Consider the following 18,477-nt stretch of genomic DNA (forward strand, 5'->3'; position numbering starts at 1 on the left):
AGTCGGATCGGCGAGTTGACTGGTGGCGTGTGCATTATTATGCATTATGCGTGGACAAGATTCCAGTTGGTGTGCTCGGCGCCAGCGGATACGCTGGGCGCGAGCTCTGTGCACTGATTGAGGGACATCCCCGTCTCGAGCTGGCGTTCGCCACGGCGAATGAGCAGCGCGGTGCGACCGTGCGCATTCGCGGCCGCGAGTTGACCTACGTAAGTAGCGAGGATGCCCGGCTCGGCGATGCGGAGCTCGTGTTCAGCGCGCTGCCGCATGGCGCCTCGAAGGAATGGGTGGAACGCGTCCGTAGCGCGGGCGCGCGTGCCGTTGATCTATCGGCTGACCTTCGTCCTGGCAACGGGTGCGAAGGAATCGTCTATGGTCTCACGGAGCTGACTCGATCGTTGGTCGCGGGGGCGGAAGTCGTCGCGAACCCGGGGTGTTATCCGACGTCGATTCTCATCGCGCTCGCGCCATTGTTCGCCCGCAATCTCGTCGCCGACGGAGCGACGCTCGTCGCCAACTCGGCGAGCGGCGTGACCGGGGCGGGGAATTCCCCGAAGCGCGAACTGCTCTTCGCCGAGATCTCCGAGGACTATCGGGCGTACGGTGTCGGCAACGAGCACCGGCATACGAAAGAGATGCGAGCGACGCTCGAGTCGTGGCAGACGAACGCGGAACTGGTCTTCACGCCGCACCTGCTGCCGGTGGCGCGGGGAATTCTGTCGACCATCACGGTTCCGCTTTCGCGAAAACTGGACGACCCGCTGTCACCGTGGCGCGACGTCTACGCCGGCGAGCCCTTCATCGAGATCGCCCCGACACCGCCGTCGCTGCGCGAGGTGGCTCATCGCAACGTGGTTCGCATCTCGGCGACGCCGGTCGCGAACACGCGCGCGCCGATGCTGCTGGTCACATCCGCGATCGACAATCTGATGAAGGGCGCCGCGGGACAGGCGGTGCAAAACGCCAACCTCATGCTCGGTCTTGACGAGACCGCCGGGTTGCCGGCGTGACGCGCGTCGTGAAGGTCGGCGGACGGCCGCAATCGGACCCGCGTTTGCCCGGCATCGTCGCGTCGTGCTGGAGCCGCGACGCGGGGAGCGTCGTGCTCGTGCACGGCGGCGGCGACGAGGTGTCGGCGCTCCAGTCGGCACTCGGGAGCGCCTCAACGTTCGTCGAAGGTCGTCGGGTGACGACCGCACAGGACATCGAGCTGGTGCGCATGGCGTTGTCCGGAAGCGCAAACAAGCGGCTCGTCGCCGGGCTCGTCGAATGCGGGATCGAGGCGGTCGGCCTTTCCGGAGAAGACGCGGGCTTGATCGCCGCCGCTCCAATGGATGCGCAGCGCCTTGGACACGTCGGCGTACCGAGAACGGTGAACGTCGCGTTCCTCAAGCATCTGTTGTCCGGCGGCTACATGCCCGTCATCTCGCCGGTGAGCCGCGACGCGAGCGGCACGCTCGGCGCCGCGCTCAACGTGAACGGCGATGATGCGGCGGCCGCGATCGCGGCGGCGCTCGGCGCCGCCGAGTTGCTGCTCGTCGCGGACGTGCCGGGCGTGATGCGCGACGGCGGAGTCATTGCGTCGCTGACGCCCGGCGCCGCCCGCGCGCTCATCGCCGACGGCGTGGCCGCCGGCGGCATGCAGGCCAAGCTGGAGGCGGCGCTCAGCGCGCTGGCCGGCGGCGTCCCCCAAGTGCGGATTTCCGATCTCGTCGCCATCGACGATCCGGACCGTGGAACCCTGTTGCGCCGATTTGGAGAACTCTCGTGACGATTTCGATTGAACCGACCACCAGCGCGCTGCTCGGCACCTACAAGCGTGCGCCCGCGCAGTTTGTGGACGGTGAAGGCGTCTATCTCATCGACGCCGACGGAAAACGATATCTCGACTTCGTGAGCGGCATCGCCGTCAACGCGTTCGGCTATGGCGACACCGCGCTGAAACAGGCGATGCACGACGCGGCAAACGGCCTGATTCACGTCTCGAACCTGTATTCCACGGCGCCGGGCGAGCGGCTGGCCGCGACGCTGGTCGAGAAGTCGTTCGCGTCCAAGGTGTTCTTGTGCAACTCAGGCGCGGAGGCGAACGAAGGCGCGTTCAAGTTCGCGCGGCGCTGGGCGCGGGGTAGGGGAGAGGCGAAACACGAGATCGTGGCGCTTCGCGGGAGCTTTCACGGGCGGCTGTTCGGCACGCTCGCGGCGACGGACCGCCCGGGATACCGGCATCCGTTCCGACCACTCGCCCCCGGGATCTCGATTGTCGAGCGCGACATCGAGGATCTTCGCGTCGCGATCGATTCGGAAACCACCGCGGCGGTGATCCTCGAGCCCATCCAGGGCGAGGGCGGCGTGCGCGTGCTCGACGCGGGCTTCGTGCGCGAGGTGCGCGCGCTCACCCGTGAGCGCGACGTCCTTTTGATCTTCGACGAAATCCAGTGCGGTCTCGGCCGGACGGGGACACTCTTCGCTTACGAGCAACTCGGCGTCGAGCCGGATCTTTTGACGCTCGCGAAGCCGATCGCCGGCGGATTGCCCATGGGCGCCGTGTTGATGACGGAGAACGTCGCGTCGACGATCAAGCCGGGCGATCACGGCACGACGTTCGGCGGCGGGCCCTTCGTGGCGAGCGTCGCCAATCACGTCATCGAGCGGATCTCCGACCCGGCGTTTCTCGACCGCGTCGCGCAAACGGGCGCGTGGTTCGGCAAGCAGCTCAACGACGTCGCGCGACGGAGCGGGCGAATCCGTGCGGTGCGCGGCCTCGGCTTCATGTGGGGGTTCGACGTGATGGGGACGGCGTCGCATGTCGTCAACCAGGCATTCGAGGCCGGGCTGCTCACGTGCACAGCCGGCGAATACACGATCCGCCTTCTCCCGCCGCTCGTCGCCACACGCGACGATCTGAGCGACGGCCTGCGGATTCTCGAAGAGATCCTGTGAAACAGTCGGGAGTCGTCGTCCGCCGCGCGCGCGTCGAGGACGTCGAGCCGATCGTCCGGCTGATCGCCGCGTTCGCCGACGAGGCGCTCATGCTGCGTCGCACCCCGGAGATGGTGGAGCTGGCGATCGACGACTACGTCGTCGGCGTCGACCCGTGGGGCCGCGTCATCGCGTGCGGCGCGCTCAAGGAGTATTCGGCGTCGGTCGCGGAAGTCGCCGCGATCGCCGTGTCGCGCGACGTGCATGGGCAGGGCGTCGGCCGGGCGATCGTGGCCGCCGTCGAGGCGCTGGCGATCAAGCGCGGGACGTTCGACGTGTTCGCGCTGACGTTGCAGCCCGCATTCTTTTCGGCCATCGGGTACCAGCGCGTCGATCGCGCGCGGTACCCGGAAAAGATTCGCCGCGACTGCCTGGCGTGCGCGCGCCGCTTCGCGTGCGACGAATTCTGTTTCGCCAAGAATCTGCAAGTCGACGCGCCCATGGCCGCGCACGGACGCTCGCTCGGCGACGGATTCGGGCCAGCGGGATCGGGCGTAGTGATCGCGCCCCGCCACGACGGACGTCGCCAAGTCGCCTGACCGGGCGGCGTGGCATCCGGTACATTTGTTGGGCATGAAGCGCTCGCGCCGCCGCCCGCGCCTCGGGTTGTCCGAACTACACCGCGCGTTCGATGAAGCGCGATTTGGAGAGCAGCGCACGCTCAACCTCCGCGAATCGTTGCCGACCGTCGATACGGCGACGACGCGAGTCGAGGCCTGGCTTCGCCAACAGCAGGTCGATCGGTCAGACGAGGTCCTGATCATCACCGGCCGAGGGAATAAGAGTGAGGACGGTTCCTCGCCGGTTCGCGCCGCGGTCGAACGACTGCTGTACACGCTTCGACGCCGCGGGGTCATCACGACGCACCGCGAACACAGTGCGGGGTCGTTCGTCGTCGAACTGGCGCCGGTGTCGTCGCTCTGGGAATCGCCGCGACGAAACCGCGGCCGCGGAGTGGCGACGCCGGCTCCGCCGGCGCCTCCCTCTCTCGAGTCTCTCGACGCCGATACGCGGACGATGCTACGCAATCTGGCGGAGCGCGCGCTCGAAGGCTTGGGCGTGCGGGACACGAGCGCGTTCGTACAAAGTGAAATGTTGAAGCAATTCGGCGCCATTGCCGCGACGGTCGGCGACGCGCCGGGCCGCGACGAGCGCTTCAAGCGCGCGGTACGCGCGGCGCTGGATCAGTACGAGTGACTCGCATGGTCATCGGACGCGCTGAGATCCTGATCGTCCACACCACAACTTCTCTGTAGCCGCCAACGTGAAAAAATCCATCGCGCTGTTCATCGTGTTCCCCGCGTTGTCTTTGGGCGCACAACAACCGCTCGTCGGTTATACGCCGTCGGGATCGGCGCGCGAACGCGATCTGGAAGCGAGCGCGATCAAACGCCCCTCGCCGACCACCGCCGCCGCGAACTCCAAGGAGCTATCGAAGGAGACGCACGTCGCCGGCACGCCGGCGCAGGCACGCACGCGAGACTACGTCATCGCACAGATGAAGTCGTGGGGGCTCGACACCGAGGTTCGATCCTACGACATCTGGATGCCTCAGCCGACGTCGGTGCATGTCGCGCGCGTGTCGCCGGATCCCAAGTCGTTCTCGCTGGCCGAGCCACCGGTCAAAGGCGATCCGACATCCGCACTCCCGCAATATCCGACGGTCAACGGCTACAGCGGGCAGGGCGACGCGACGGCCGACGTCGTCTACGTCAACTACGGTCTCATCGAGGACTACGCGCAGCTCGATTCGATGGGCGTTTCGCTGAAGGGAAAAATCGCGATCGCCCGATACGGCCGTTCATTCCGGGGCATCAAGGCGCGCGAGGCGGAAAAGCACGGCGCGGTCGCGCTGCTCATCTACAGCGACCCGCAAGATGACGGTTTCGTCGCCGGCGACGTGTATCCCGACGGCCCGATGCGAAACAGCAACGGCGTCCAACGCGGGAGCATCCTGAATCCAGACGGCGATCCCTCGACGCCTGGGTACGGAAGCACCGCCGGTGTTCCGCGTCTCACGCCCGACAAGATGGAGATCTCGCACATCCCGGTTGTGCCGATCGGGTACGGAAACGCCGGCGAGTTGCTGAAATACCTCAGGGGTCCAGGTGTGGCCCGCGGATGGCAAGGCGGCCTGGCGTTTCACTATCACGTGGGCCCCGGCCCCGTTCGCGCGCGTGTCGCCGTCAGCGACGATCGCGCGAGCAAGCCGATGAAACCGATTTTCGATACGTTTGGAATCATTCGCGGCAGCGAGTTCCCCAACGAGCTCGTGATCATCGGCGGGCACCGCGACGCGTGGGGGCCCGGAACCGCGGACAACGTCAGCGGGACGGTGAGCGTGCTCGAAGCTGCTCACGCGGTGGCCGAGGAGGTAAAGGCCGGCATGCGCCCGAAACGGACCATCGTGTTCGCGACTTGGGACGCCGAAGAGTGGGGATTGATCGGTTCGACGGAATTCGTCGAAGATGACTCGCTACGTCTCTCACGCGAGGCGGTGGCGTACTTCAATCAAGACGTCGCCGCGCAGGGGCCGCGATTCGGCGGTGGCGGATCGCCCGCGCTTCGGCCGATGCTGCGCGACGTCGCGCGGAGTGTGCCGGACCCCAACGGGAAGGGAAGCGTCTACGCCGAGTGGCGTCGAGCAGCGGCGATTCCCGACACGGCCGAACCGGCGATGGGCGATCCTGGCGGCGGATCGGACTTCGCGGGCTTCTACAATCACCTCGGAATTCCGATCGCCGAGTGGGGATTCGGCGGGCAGGGCGGCGTGTACCACTCGCAGTACGACGACTACGCGTGGATGACGAAGTTCGGCGATCCCGGATTTCTCTATCACGCCGCCGCGGGCCGGATCGCGGCGGCGATGGTACTCCGCATCGCCAACGCCGACGTGCTTCCGTACGACTACGTGGAGTTCGCGAAAACCATGCGGCGCTACCTGCCGCCGATTGACAAGACAGTCGCCGACCGTCACTGGAATGCTTCAACGACCGGGCTTCGCGGCGCGATCGACCATCTCGAGCGCGAGGCGAGCTCGTTTGCATCGGTGCGAGACTCGACGCTCGCCGGAGCGCCCAGTCGGGCCGCGATCGAGCATGCGAATCAGGCGTTGATGCGCGTTGAACGCGCGCTGACGCGACCCGAAGGACTCCGTACTCGCCCCTGGTTCCGCAGCCTCATTTACGTGGCGGATGAAAACAACGGCTACGCGAACATGCCGCTACCGTCGGTGAACGAGGCACTCCGCGCGAACGATGAGCGGCTCACGAAAGCCGAAATGGACGATCTGATGGCGCGCTTCGAGCGCGCGGCGCAGGCGGTGGCTGAAGCGAGAGACGCGCTGCGAAGCCGTTGAGGAGCCTAGCGCCTCACGGGAGCTGTCCGGTCGGCGCACTGGGAGTCTGCGCCGACCGCCCCGCGAAATAAGCGGCGCCGGCGACGAGCAGCAACGCCACCGCCGCGACGAGTATGTACACCACCGTTCGTGACTGACCACGCGATCGCGGAGCGGCGTCGACAGACTCGCTCCGCGGCGCGGTCGGTTGCGCGATAGGAGTCGAGGCGGGCGTGGGAGTAAAAATCGGAAGGCGTTCCGAGACCGGCGGCGACATTCCGTCGAGATGAAGCTGGTCGATGTCCACGATCGCTGGCGGCTGCCCAGACTCGTCTGCGGGCAGCGCCCCCTCTCCATTCTCGACGTGAGCTTCCACAGGCTGCACGGCCTCGCGCGCTGCGGAGGCCGACGCCTCGACCGGAGTCGACGACGACTGCTGTTCCGTCTCGACAGAGGGTGGCGCCGTTCCATTGGACGAGGACACCGTCGACGGCGATTCGGCGGCCACATCGGCCGGCGCGACATTCGGCACTCCGCTCGACGAATCCGGTGTGACGTAGCTCGAAGCGTCTCGTGTCGTCTCGTTCGCCGTGCTCGAGGCGGGGGGAACAACAGGATTTCCCTTGGGCGCTGACTGACGGCGACGCGCGACGTAGGCTCGCGGTAGCGCCTTTCCATCCCCGTGTCGCGCGGTCGGCACACTTCCGCTGATGGGTCGAGGAGGAGGAGCAGACGGCGGACGCGGCGTGCGCGGTTCGGTTACCGTCGGCGTGGATCGGTGTCCCCTCGGCGGAGTTCCCGCCGTCGGGAGTGCGAGCGGTGACGAAGGCGTTCTCTTTCCCAGCACGACGTCGACCGGCGTGCGCGGTACGGCGGGAATCGGAAGATCGAGATCGAGCGGCGTTTGCTCTTCGACGACCGGCGCCGTCGACCGCGGCGGCTCCAGTGTCACGACAGCCACGCGCGCTTCTCGCGCCGGTGTTCCCGACACGGCACCGCTGCACAAGCAGCCGAGACGCGGCGCCACGTCCATCAACACCTGTTCGCCGGCGAGAAGATGCTGCGCGATCTCGCTCACGAAATCGTCCGACTCGACGTCGACGAGCGCGCGCGAAACGAGATCGGTCCACAGACGTTCGGCCGACGGCACGCCGCCCGGTTGAGAGAAGTAGCGTCGTCGATCAGGCGGAATGATCGACTCGAAAACGCGCGGCTGGTCGTCGAGCACGATCTGACGCTCGGCGAGCATTCCGATCAGCGTCTCCGGAGACATACGAATGTCGATCGATTCGTCGGTGGCGCCGGGGCAGCCGCCGACGTACGTGATGCGCACGCGAGTCGGATGCGATACGGCGCGGAGATATCGCGCGAGCGCCACCGGCGGCGAGACGAGCGGCAACATGACGGGTCGAAGATCGCCGCCGGTCGTGAGCAAACGGTGCGCGACGATCGGACAGCTGCACTGAATCGCCGGTCCGTGGCCGAAGCTCGGCAAACGCCGGAGGACCGCGGCGGCGACGAGCTCGTCACCCCAACTCGCTGGAACGACGCTCGCGTAGCCCGCCTGCAGGCACGCATGCGCGAGTTGAACGGCGGTGTACGGCGCGGCAGCGAGCAGCGCATCCGTGCCGAGGACGACCACCGGCACAGTCTGCGAAACGGTCGGTTCGGTTTGCTCGGGAGCAGCCGCCGCCAAATTCATGTGGTGCGTGATCTGTAGCTAGTTCAGCTGAGAGGGATGGAGCGAGGCGCGCGCACTCCTTCGTCCAAACTTCAGAACGAAGATCGAAAAGCGGAGCCTGTCAAGAGCGGCCCAGACATTGCACCTCGCACAAATCGTTGCAGGCTGAGAGGATGGTAGAGTTGGCGGACATGGATTTCGGGCGTGCGCGCCTCGAAAAGGAAGATCGCGACGCCCTCGCTGAATACGCGGCGCAGGCGTCATGGCCGGCGGGTTTCGGCATCTATCAGCGCGGTGCGCCAGCCGATGGACTCTTTGTCGTTGCGCGAGGCCGAGTCGTGCTACGTAGTCGAGTACGTGCGTCGCGCGGATTCGTTCCGTGGGTCGCGGGTCCCGGTGAAACATTCGGTTCCGAGGGGCTTTCATCGACACGCCGCTACGCAACCGACGCTCGCGCGGACGAGGAGGCCGAGACCCTGTTTTTGAGCACGGCTCGCTTTCGTGCCTTCGTTCGCGAGCAGCCGCAGCACTCCTTGGCGCTCATCAGCCAGCTGCTGGCCGAACGAGCATCGTTGCTCGATCGCCTTCGCGAGCTGACCACGCTCAGCGTGGAGCAGCGCGTTGTGGCTACGCTGGTTCGTATGGCACGAGACGAGACGTTCGACCGCGAGGAAGGGCGCATCGTTCTCTGTCCGGCGCGGTATCGCCTCTTGTGCGAGCTCGTCGGCGCGACCCGAGAATCGGTCTCGTTGGTGCTCGGCCGGTTGATCCACAGCGGGCTCGTCGAAAGGCGCGGCCAAATGCTTCTCGTCTCGCCGGCCGAGCAGCTCGCGGAACGCCTCGATAACGGCATCGAAACGGAATTGCCGATTTCGACCGTAGCCGAAGAGCAAGAACAGGCACTTCAGTAGCACGCGCGGGCGGCCTTCAACGGGCCACCGCCCCGCCGGGTGTATATTCGACGCGCCCGCCGCCTAGGCTCGGCGCTCCCCCGCACAACTCCACACTCGCGCATGATCGTTTTTGCGGCGTCGATGGCCGTCGTTTTTGTGGCCGGGTTCGCGTTTCGCGCCTGGCACCTGCGATCCATCGAGCGTCTTTCGACCGATCGACGCCCGCTTGGCGCCGATGGGATTGTCGTTGGCGCTGAGGGATTCACGCTCGCGCGGGCCGAGGCCCCCGCGGTGCTGCTGATCCATGGGGCGGGGGACACGCCGCAAACTCTTCGCTATCTCGGCGACGCTCTCTTCGCGAACGGATTCCATGTGGAAGCGCCTCTGCTTCCCGGTCACGGCCGAACGCTCGCGGCGTTCAGAAGAACGAGCGCGGACGACTGGATGAACGCCGTTCGATCGAGCTACAGCGCGCTTCAATGCGATCACGACTGGGTCGCGATCGCCGGATTGTCCATGGGCGGCGCGCTGGCAATTCGGGTCGCGGCTGAGTCACCGCAACTTCCCGCGCTGTGTCTGATCGCGCCGTACCTCGCTCTGCGAGAAGGGGCGGACCGGGCGGCGAGATTGTCCCACTGGTGGGGCCCAATCTTCCCCGTGGTGGAGTCGAGCGAGGGGTTCTCGGTGCTCGATCCGGCGGAGCGTGCGAAGAGTCTCGCATATGGAGTCTTCTCAGCCGCCGCTCTCCGCGCGTTGCGCGAGACAGTCCGCAAGGCGTATGACGCCCTGCCACGCGTGGCCGCCCCGACACTCTTCGTGCAATCACGCGAGGACAACCGCATAACGATCGAGGACGCGGAGCGGGCGTTCTCGAGGCTCGGAGCGCGCGAAAAAGTCCTGGAGTGGGTCAGCGGCGCGGCCCACGTCGTCACGGTCGACTACGGACGAGATCGCGTTTTCCGCCTGGTGTCCGACTGGCTGTTCGCGCACAAACCGGCAGCCCTTCCGGATAAATAAGGGAACCAAAGCACAGCGTCGCGGGTATGATAACACTACCCCAGGCCGCCGCGTAATCCATGGGGACCTTGGGAAACTCCCGGTGCCCTTTGGTGGTATCTAGTGGAGCTTGTCGCCGCATGTGTGATCTAGCCCAACGCGGCCGGTGTCCATCTGCTATAAATTGCTCTATCTTATAGCGTTACGAGTGTAGGCAGTTACTTGGTCTCGGCGAACCGGCGCCGCCGTCTTCCGGTGCTGTTAGCTGTTGAGGAGGGCGCATGCGAAAGCCACGTCCAGCGACGTACAATCCCGCGCAAGCTTTGAATCTGATCGCGAACGACCGTACCGGTTCACCGCTGAGCTGTCCCTCGTGCTCAGGGCAGATCGAGCGTATTCCCGGGCAATTCCCACCACCGCCACGGTCGCAGGTCACGCTGAAGTGCCGCACGTGCGGCCGAGTCGCCCGTTACATCGCGGGGGCGGCCTAAGTTTTCGGTTGTCGAGCGACGCTCAACCACCATCTGGTTCGGCAGTTGCCCCGGTTCCGGCCGCTCCCTCATCGCGAACTTTTTTTCTAGCTTCGGCCGGCGGGCCGAAGCCGCGCCTTGCACAAAACTTGCGCGCGTTTTCCAGAACCGGCCTGAGGTCCGCGAGCGGATCCCTACCCACCGGTTCGAACGACGCCGTTCGCGTTTTCGGGACGCCCGGGTTCATCACTACAGTTTTTGAAAGGGGAACGTGCAATGCCACGTCTGACTGGCACCGTGAAGTGGTTCAACGACGCAAAGGGGTACGGTTTCATTTCGCGAGAAGGGGGGCCGGACGTCTTCGTTCACTTCAGCGCAATTCAAGGCGCTGGATTCAAATCGCTCGCCGAAGGCGACCGGGTCGAGTTCGAGATCGTCCAAGGACAGAAGGGGCCGCAAGCGGCTGACGTGACCAAGGCGTCTTAGTCGATACCGGCAACACCCCACAAACCAGCTGTAAAAAAGGGCGCCCCGTCGTTCGACGGGGCGCTTTAGCTTCGGCCTGCTATCGTGCCGCTACGGATGCACCACGACAGACCGGTCTAGCCCGGTGCCGAAGCGCAATAATGGCGGAATGGTGATGGGCAGCCGCCCGCCGATTGGCGTGAGACCAAGGAGAGCGCGGGCGGCGGCCGCCTGCGACACGGGGAATCCTCCCCAGCCCACAACATAGGTGGACGCGGCCGGCACTTGCTGGAGGAGATAGGGATTACCGAACGCGACGACGATCGTGCGCGGATGGCGCTCGACCAAATTGCGCATGAATTGCGCGATCGGCTCAGGCGCGTTCGGGTTCGACACGTTGGTGCCGGTCGACAGATAAGAACTGACGATGGTCACGTCCGACGAATCCGCCGCGGCGAACAGTCGCTCGAAATTCGTGGACGGATCGTCGGGGTTCACGAGCTCAGTTCGGACGTTCGCCGAACGGCGAAGCTCGGCGTTGAACGTCGCACCCGCCGGCAGGTCCGTTCGAGATGCGATCGTAATCGACAGAAGCCGCCCCGGCTGCTGGGCTCCCGCACGAGGGAGCGGGACGAGCGACAACGAATCCTTCGCCAGCGTGACCGACCGCTGCGCTGCCAGGGCCGCAACCGCCAAATGGGCGCTGTCGCCGACGATCGCCCGCACACTGTCGAGGTTCACGACGCGCTGGCGTTCCAGCCCAAGTTGCCGCTTGATCTCCAGAACGCGGCGCACCGATGAATCGACCCGAGCTTGCGTGAATCGTCCTTGGTTGACGCCCTCGACGACGGCGTCGATCGCGCCCGGCACGTCGCTGGGCATGAGCAGGATGTCGGCGCCGGCCGCGAGCGCGAGCTTGCACGCCTCGCCGATGCTCAGTGCGTTGCGAATCGTGCCGTAGTTACCCGTCGCCGTCGGGCCCGTGGATCCGCCCGCGACCGTCACGCGCGAAAGAACTCCGCTCATGTCCATCGCGTCGGTCACGAGCAGCCCCTTGAAGCCTAGCTGCCTGCGCAAAAGCCCGGTCATGATCGCCGGGTTGAGGGTCGCGGGAACGGACGCCGTATCGAGCGCGGGGATGATCCCGTGGAACGTCATGATCCCCTGAACGCCGGCGGCGACCGCGCGCTCGAATGGAACGAGCTCCACGGAATCGATGCGCGCGCGACTCGCGTGCACGGTCGTGATCGTGAGGTGCGAGTTCTCGTCGGTGTCGCCGTGCCCCGGGAAATGCTTGCCGGTCGCGAGCATCCCGTGTTCCTGCACGCCGTGAATGAAGGACGCGCCCATCGCGGCCACGAGGTGCGGGTCTTCGCCGAACGACCGCATTCCAATGACCGGATTTGCGGGGTTGTTGTTGACGTCGAGGACCGGCGCGAACGCGATGTGGACGCCGAGCGCGCGTCCCTCGAGCGCGGTGATGCGGCCTTCTTGGTAGGCGAGCGACGTATCGCGCGTCGCACCGATTCCCATCTGGTACGGGAACATCGTCCCGCCGCCGAGATAGATGTCGTTCGGCAGGAAGTAGCCGCCGCGCTGCCGGAAAGCGACGCCCGTCTCGTAGTCGGCCCCGATGACCAGCGGAAGTCGGCTCAGCCGCTGCATCGCGTTGAGCTTGACCGCCGTCTCGATCGGAGAACCGATCGACATGATGAAGCCGCCGACGTGCTCTCGCGTGATGAGCTGCTCGACACGCGTCCAGCCGACGCTCGTGGTGGGCGTGTAGTCGCCGAAGAGTTGAGGCCAGACGAGCTGCGCCGCCTTGTCGCGCGGAGACATCGTCGCGATGACCGAGTCGGCCCAGTCGGAACCACGCGAAGGCGTCGGCCCGCGCGCCGGATTCGCCGCGGTCGTGCACGCGCCGAGCAGCAGCGCCGCTCCCGCGACGAGGAGGCGGGCCGCGCGTACGCCGGCGACGGCCGACGCTCTCACCACTGAATGGTGCCCTTTTTCGACGTATCGACCTCTTCTTCCGCGCCCGACTTGAAGAGAAAGCCCTGCATGTTCTGCTTCAGAAAATTGCGCGCCTGTGGGTCCATGACATTCAACCCGTAGTGATTGATCAGCATCGTCTGCTGGCGCAGCCACAGCGCCCAGCAGTCCTGACAGATCTGCTCGACGATGCGCTGACCGATGGCACCTGGAAACGGCGGCCGGTCGAACGCGGGCTTCTGCAGCCCGCAACGAACACACGTGATCTCGGACATGAAACGGGGCTGGGGCTCGGGATTTCGAAAATCTAGCCTGCGTTGAGACTCGACTGCGCCTAAACGAGCGCGGGCGACCCACAGGGGGCCGCCCGAATTCTACGACACTCTTGGACGCCGGCCTCGACCGGGCATCCGAACAGCCCGCCCAGACTACTCGCGAGCGTAGTCCACTTTGGCCAGGCGGAAGAACTGAAGAAGGCGGATGTACACCCAGCCGATGTCGAACTCGAACCAGCGCGCCGCGAAGCGTGCAGATTTTGGATCGGCGTGGTGGTTGTTGTGGAGCTCCTCGCCGCCGAGCCAGATGGCGATCGGGGTAATGTTCCGGCTCTCGTCTTTCACCTGGAAGTTGCGATACCCGAGAGCGTGGCCAACGCCGTTGACGATGCCGGCGGCCCAGAAGGGAATCCACATCATCTGCACGGCCCACACGAGCGGCCCGACGAAAAAGCCGAACAAGTACACATCGAGGCCGAGCATGATGACGATGCCCAGCCAGTTCAGGCGGCTGAGCAGGGCGCGCTCGATCCAATCGTTCGGCGTGCCCTTGCCGTACTTCTCCAGCATTCCGGGTTGGCGAATGGCCCGCCGGTAGTAGAAGGCGCCCTTGAAGACGATGTTGCGAAGACCTTCGAGGAGGGGGCTGTGCGGGTCGCCTTCGCGGTCGGCGAAGGCGTGGTGCTTACGATGGCAGGCGACCCACTCCTTGGTGACGATCGCGGTGGTGAGCCAGAGCCAGAGGCGCATGGGAAGCGCCGCGATGTAATGAAGACGCACACCGCGATGGGTCTGCGAACGATGCAGGAAGAGCGTGACACACACATTCGTGAGGTGTCCGGCGACGATGATGAAGACGACAGGCATCCACCATCGCGCGGCCCACACGCCGAAACCGGGCATTGCGACTCCGAATTCTGGGAACGAGAACGAGCAGACCGTTAAATTTAAGCCGATAACGCGGTCCCTGCCATCAAAGACGACCACGTCACGCTCTCGACACTAGCGGCGATCGGGCGTTGGGGGAATAGGGGGAACTACCCCGCCGCTCGTGGACGCTGGCCGGACATCGGCCGGGGGGACATCGCCCCAGACGTCGTTGGACGCGTTGAAATCCGGCACGCTCTGGTCGGGCCAAAGACGAACGCCGACGACCGGGCGCTGGACCACGATCGTCGCGACGTAGCGATCGCCGCGCGACCAGATCTCGACCGGAAAGCGCACGTCTTGAGTCGTGAGGTCATTGAACTTGAGCCGCATCGTCACTGGAAACGGTATCGTCGTCACGCGACGCAAGTGGACTTCGGCCACATTCTCGCCCTTCGACTGTCGCATCGTCACGCCGTCGACCGCGATGTCGAGCACGTCGGTTTCGTAGAAGAACGCGTTCCAGAACCACGACAGATCGTGCCCCGACACGTTTTCGACGGTGCGAAAAAAATCTCCGGGCGTCGGATGTCTGAACGCCCAGCGTCGCACGTATTCGCGCATTGCTCGATCCATCGTCTCGCGGCCGATGACGTCGTTGCGCAAGGCGAGGAGCACGGCTCCGGGCTTCCGATACCCGACCGCCTCGAACCCCTCCGCGTCGATCCGATCCGGCGGCGTCATGAGTGGCGCTTGGCGGCCGTTTTCAACCGACGCGCGCCAAGCGGCGAAATCGACCGGAAACGCGTCCGTGCCGGGCGAACGACGCTCGCTGGAAAACGCATTCTGGTACGTGTCGATGCCTTCGTCCATCCACGTGTACCGTCGCTCGTTCGACCCGACGATCATCGGGAACCACTCGTGCCCTTGCTCGTGATCGATCGCGGAGAACGTAGACGCCGAATTGGCGCCGCCGTATCCAACCATCACGAGCATCGGGTACTCCATTCCATGCACGGGGCCCGCGACGCTCGTCGCCTGCGGATACGGATACCGCATCCACAACCCCGAGTAGGTGCGAATCGACCACTGGGTCTGTTCGGCGGCCGATTCCCATCCTCGACCGGCCTTCGGAAACTGATACAGCGCCTGGGTGAGAACGCCGTCCCAGCCCACCGCGTCCCACCGGAAATCGGGCGCCGCGGCCCATGCCGCGTCGCGCACATGCTCAGCGCGGAACCACCATGTCTTCGTGCCCGGCACGGGGCGATGTCGCGCCGCCGCGGCCTCGTCCGCGGTGATGACTTGCACGACCGTCGCGGATCCACCGGCGCGATCCAGACGATCGATCTGCGCGGGCGTGAGAACCGCCGCGCGATTCTGAAGCACTCCGCTTCCGGCGACGACGTAGCCGGCGGGCACGGTGACCGAGTAGTCGATGTTGCCGTACTCGAGGTAGAACTCGCCTTGACCGAGGTAGGGATCGGTGTTCCAGCCGCGCACGTCGTCGTACACGACCATTCGAGGAAACCACTGACCAATCTCGTAGAGCGAGCTGTCGCGGCCCATGCGATCCGATCCCAGAACCGGCACCTCGAACGAGTACTGCATGCCGATGGTCGCGACGCCGCCGCGGGGAAGCAGCGGCGACTCCAGCTCCACCTCCATCATCGTATCGTCGATGCGTCCAACGGCCGTCCGGCCGTTCACCTCGATCCCGGTAATGTTGTATCCGCCGCGAAAGCCGCCGGCGCCGACCCGCGAGTCCGAAGAGAAGAGCGCGGCACCTTTGCTCGTCGTGCGATACAGGTTCTGGTCGAGCTGCACCCAGACGTAGCGCAGCGTGTCGGGCGAGTTGTTCGTGTAGCGAATGCTGACTGATCCGCGGACGCTCTTTGCGGCAGTGTCGAGCGTGGCGACGATCGTGTAGTCCGCGCGCTGCTGCCAATACGAGGGTCCGGGCGCGCCGTTCGATCCGCGATATTCGTTCGGTCCGGGCCAGTCCATGCGACCGAGCCGATGGAACGGATCGGCATCGACCGTGATGATCGGACGCGTGGGGGTCGCCGCCGTCTCAGTGAGATGGCCGGCAAGGGAATCGATGCGCACCGGCACGAGCACGGGCGCGCCGCGGCCGAGGCAGGCTGACGAAGCGACGAGGACGGCAAATCCAATCAGGCGGTACACGCGGAATTCCTCCCCCTCCAAACGCCGACGATGGACCGTGCTACGCGCCCGCACACCGGAAAACGAGCTTGCGCCCGTTCCCGAGCGGGAGTAGCTCTGAGACACCGATGACCACCAGGCCCCCCCGCACGCGCGAGGCCGTTGCGCCGACGAGCGACGAAGCTCCCGCTCAGCGCGCAAGCGAGGCCGGGACCGCGCGGTATCGTGAACGGTTCGCGCCGCGGTTCGCGTCGGACTACTTCCGCGCGGCGCCCTTCGACGCGACGGTCTCCTCGATCGGGATCGGCACGTATCTCGGCGAGCCGACCGCCGCCGACGACGCCGCATACGTTGATTCTGTCGAGCATGGCGTGCGCTCCGGGGTCAATTTGATCGACACGGCGCTGAACTACCGCGGCCAACGGTCAGAGCGCGCCGTCGGCGCCGCGCTTCGGCGCCTGACGGCGGGGCCGGGCGCGGGCGACGTGTCGCGTGACGAGGTCGTTGTCTGCTCGAAGGGCGGATATATCCCACTGGACGGAGAACCGCCAGCGTCGCGCGACGAGTACCTCGCCTACGTCAAACGCGAATTCATCGACACCGAGATCTTGCGTCCGACGGAGATCGTGGGCGGCGGCCACAGCCTCGCCCCACGGTTCATCCGATTCTGTGTCGCCAAGAGTCGGCAGAACCTCGGCGTCCGCTGCATCGACGTGTACTACCTACACAACCCGGAGCAGCAGGCGGCCGCCGTCGGTCGCGACGAACTGCAGGCGAGAATCCGCGCGGCATTTCTCATTCTCGAGGACGCGGCGGCGCGCGGCGAGATCGGCGCGTACGGCTGCGCGACGTGGAACGGTCTCCGCTCGACGCCGGACGCGGCGGACCATCTCGAGCTCGAGGCGTTGGTTGGACTGGCGCGCGACGCGGGCGGAAAGGACCACCATTTTCGCGCGGTGCAAATGCCGATCAGCCTCGCGATGCCCGAGGCGATCCGCGCTCCGACGCAAACGGTGCGAGGGAACGCGCTTCCGGCGGCCGAGGCCGCAGCCGCGCTCGGCTTGATGGTCGTCGGTAGCGCAACGCTGATGCAGGGCAAACTCACCGCGGGATTGCCGGCCGCGGTGGCGGAAGCGTTTCCGACGCTGGAGACCGACGCGCAACGCTCCATCGCTTTCGTGAGATCGATTCCCGGCGTGACGTCGGCGCTCGTCGGAATGAAGCGGGCGGAGCACGTCGACGAGAATCTGAAAGCCGCAGAAACGCGCTAGGGTTTCCAGTCGGCGAGAAAGAGGTTCAACTCGCCTTCCCGAGAGGAGCGCCCCGACGCCCAGACGAGCTTCGTGCCGTCCGGGCTGAACTGCGGAAAGCCGTCGAACTCGACGTGGTGCGTCACCTGCTCCAGCCCACTGCCGTCGTCATTCACAAGATACAATTCGAAATCTCGGCTCTTGGGATTCTTATAGTTGGACGAGAAGATGATCTTGCGTCCGTCGGGCGTGAAATACGGGGCGAAGTTCGCGCCGCCGAGGTTCGTGATCTGGTGCTGACTCGAGCCGTCGGCGTTCATGACCCAGATCTCCATCCGGTTCGGCCGGACCAGTCGCTGCCGCAGCAGCTCGCGGTACGACGTGAGCGCGGTGTCGGTCGGATGCCAGGCGCGGTACACAATCCGTTTCCCGTCGGGCGAGAAGAACGGGCCGCCGTCGTAGCCGGGCTGCGTCGTGAGCCGCTTCAGGTCGGTGCCGTCGACGCGCATCGTGTAGATATCGAGATCGCCGTCCTTGAGCGACGTGAAAACGATCGTCTGTCCGTCGGGTGAAAGCGTTCCCTCGGCGGTGTAGACGCCGTAGTTGGTGAGGCGCCGCAACTGCGACCCATCGGGATTCGCGACATAGATATCGTACGGATCGAGGCCCCAAACGTAGCCCTTCGACGGATCCGGCTTTGGCGGACACGCTGTGTCGGCGGCGTGCGTCGACGCGAAGAAGATCCGGCGGTCGCCGTCGTAGAAGTAACCGCACGTCGTCTTGCCGAATCCGGTCGAGACCCGGTGCACACCGCTACCGTCGACGTTCATGACGTACTGCTGGTCGCACGTACGGCCGTCACGCGTCGATTGGAAGATCAACCGCCGGCCGTCGCGGCTGAAATACGCCTCGGCGTTTTCGCCGCCGAAAGTCAGTTGCCGAATCCTGGCGAAGTGTCTCTCGCCGGGTTCAGGGGCCGGGCCGGTCGGGCGGGTTGCCACGGCGGTCGTCGACGCGGCGCTGCTCGAAACGCCGCCCGAATGAGCACAAGAAGAAACCGCCGCCGCGAAGATCGCGGCGGCGGTCACGATTTCCATTCGCATGTC

The 18,477-nt window shown here is 65.6% G+C and carries 16 protein-coding genes; 10 read left to right on the forward strand and 6 right to left on the reverse strand.

Features of this window, described 5'->3' with window-relative positions:
* The first annotated feature begins 50 nt into the window (after window positions 1–50).
* The 6 genes from argC to VGQ44_03270 all read left to right on the forward strand — a co-directional run bounded on the left by argC (window position 51) and on the right by VGQ44_03270 (window position 6,337).
* Complete coding sequence (gene argC / locus VGQ44_03245) at window positions 51–1,010, forward strand: N-acetyl-gamma-glutamyl-phosphate reductase (GenBank protein ID HEV8445801.1); 960 nt, start codon at window positions 51–53, stop codon at window positions 1,008–1,010.
* On the forward strand, window positions 1,007–1,771 hold the full coding sequence (gene argB / locus VGQ44_03250) for an acetylglutamate kinase (GenBank protein HEV8445802.1): 765 nt from the start codon (window positions 1,007–1,009) through the stop codon (window positions 1,769–1,771). The genes argC and argB overlap by 4 nt, the downstream gene beginning before the upstream one ends.
* Window positions 1,768–2,940, forward strand: a complete 1,173-nt coding sequence (locus VGQ44_03255; protein HEV8445803.1) for an acetylornithine transaminase — start codon at window positions 1,768–1,770, stop codon at window positions 2,938–2,940. Before argB ends, VGQ44_03255 begins: the two co-directional genes overlap by 4 nt.
* On the forward strand, window positions 2,937–3,518 hold the full coding sequence (locus tag VGQ44_03260) for a GNAT family N-acetyltransferase (GenBank protein HEV8445804.1): 582 nt from the start codon (window positions 2,937–2,939) through the stop codon (window positions 3,516–3,518). Before VGQ44_03255 ends, VGQ44_03260 begins: the two co-directional genes overlap by 4 nt.
* Before the next feature lie 34 nt (window positions 3,519–3,552).
* Entirely contained in the window at window positions 3,553–4,176 is a 624-nt protein-coding gene (locus tag VGQ44_03265; GenBank protein HEV8445805.1) for a hypothetical protein, read from the forward strand.
* A 67-nt stretch (window positions 4,177–4,243) separates the two neighbouring features.
* Window positions 4,244–6,337, forward strand: coding sequence for a M20/M25/M40 family metallo-hydrolase (locus VGQ44_03270; protein HEV8445806.1), 2,094 nt, complete (start codon window positions 4,244–4,246; stop codon window positions 6,335–6,337).
* 13 nt (window positions 6,338–6,350) lie between these two features.
* On the opposite strand, the gene VGQ44_03275 is transcribed toward VGQ44_03270, so the two are convergent.
* Window positions 6,351–8,018, reverse strand: coding sequence for a hypothetical protein (locus tag VGQ44_03275; GenBank protein HEV8445807.1), 1,668 nt, complete (start codon window positions 8,016–8,018; stop codon window positions 6,351–6,353).
* 170 nt (window positions 8,019–8,188) lie between these two features.
* Here VGQ44_03275 and VGQ44_03280 point away from each other — a divergent pair, with 170 nt between their 5' ends.
* The 3 genes from VGQ44_03280 (at window position 8,189) to VGQ44_03290 (ending at window position 10,842) form a co-directional block, all read left to right on the forward strand.
* Window positions 8,189–8,908, forward strand: coding sequence for a Crp/Fnr family transcriptional regulator (locus tag VGQ44_03280; protein HEV8445808.1), 720 nt, complete (start codon window positions 8,189–8,191; stop codon window positions 8,906–8,908).
* 102 nt (window positions 8,909–9,010) lie between these two features.
* Complete coding sequence (locus tag VGQ44_03285; protein HEV8445809.1) at window positions 9,011–9,907, forward strand: alpha/beta fold hydrolase; 897 nt, start codon at window positions 9,011–9,013, stop codon at window positions 9,905–9,907.
* A gap of 725 nt (window positions 9,908–10,632) precedes the next feature.
* On the forward strand, window positions 10,633–10,842 hold the full coding sequence (locus VGQ44_03290) for a cold-shock protein (protein HEV8445810.1): 210 nt from the start codon (window positions 10,633–10,635) through the stop codon (window positions 10,840–10,842).
* A 90-nt stretch (window positions 10,843–10,932) separates the two neighbouring features.
* On the opposite strand, the gene VGQ44_03295 is transcribed toward VGQ44_03290, so the two are convergent.
* The 4 genes from VGQ44_03295 to VGQ44_03310 all read right to left on the reverse strand — a co-directional run bounded on the left by VGQ44_03295 (window position 10,933) and on the right by VGQ44_03310 (window position 16,142).
* On the reverse strand, window positions 10,933–12,813 hold the full coding sequence (locus VGQ44_03295; protein ID HEV8445811.1) for a glycoside hydrolase family 3 protein: 1,881 nt from the start codon (window positions 12,811–12,813) through the stop codon (window positions 10,933–10,935).
* Window positions 12,810–13,088 carry an oxidative damage protection protein gene (locus tag VGQ44_03300; protein HEV8445812.1) on the reverse strand — a complete coding sequence of 93 codons (279 nt, stop codon included), beginning with the start codon at window positions 13,086–13,088 and terminating at the stop codon, window positions 12,810–12,812. The genes VGQ44_03295 and VGQ44_03300 overlap by 4 nt, the downstream gene beginning before the upstream one ends.
* A gap of 153 nt (window positions 13,089–13,241) precedes the next feature.
* A complete protein-coding gene (locus tag VGQ44_03305) occupies window positions 13,242–13,991 on the reverse strand; it encodes a fatty acid desaturase (GenBank protein ID HEV8445813.1) in 750 nt (249 codons plus the stop codon).
* A gap of 99 nt (window positions 13,992–14,090) precedes the next feature.
* On the reverse strand, window positions 14,091–16,142 hold the full coding sequence (locus VGQ44_03310) for a M1 family metallopeptidase (protein ID HEV8445814.1): 2,052 nt from the start codon (window positions 16,140–16,142) through the stop codon (window positions 14,091–14,093).
* Window positions 16,143–16,249: 107 nt separating this feature from the next.
* Here VGQ44_03310 and VGQ44_03315 point away from each other — a divergent pair, with 107 nt between their 5' ends.
* On the forward strand, window positions 16,250–17,392 hold the full coding sequence (locus VGQ44_03315; protein ID HEV8445815.1) for an aldo/keto reductase: 1,143 nt from the start codon (window positions 16,250–16,252) through the stop codon (window positions 17,390–17,392).
* Here VGQ44_03315 and VGQ44_03320 read toward each other — a convergent pair.
* Window positions 17,389–18,474 carry a hypothetical protein gene (locus tag VGQ44_03320; protein ID HEV8445816.1) on the reverse strand — a complete coding sequence of 362 codons (1,086 nt, stop codon included), beginning with the start codon at window positions 18,472–18,474 and terminating at the stop codon, window positions 17,389–17,391. The two genes, VGQ44_03315 and VGQ44_03320, sit on opposite strands and share 4 nt — an antisense overlap.
* Window positions 18,475–18,477 lie beyond the last annotated feature (3 nt).

This window comes from Gemmatimonadaceae bacterium (genome assembly GCA_036003045.1).
In the GTDB taxonomy this organism is placed as follows: domain Bacteria; phylum Gemmatimonadota; class Gemmatimonadetes; order Gemmatimonadales; family Gemmatimonadaceae; genus JAQBQB01.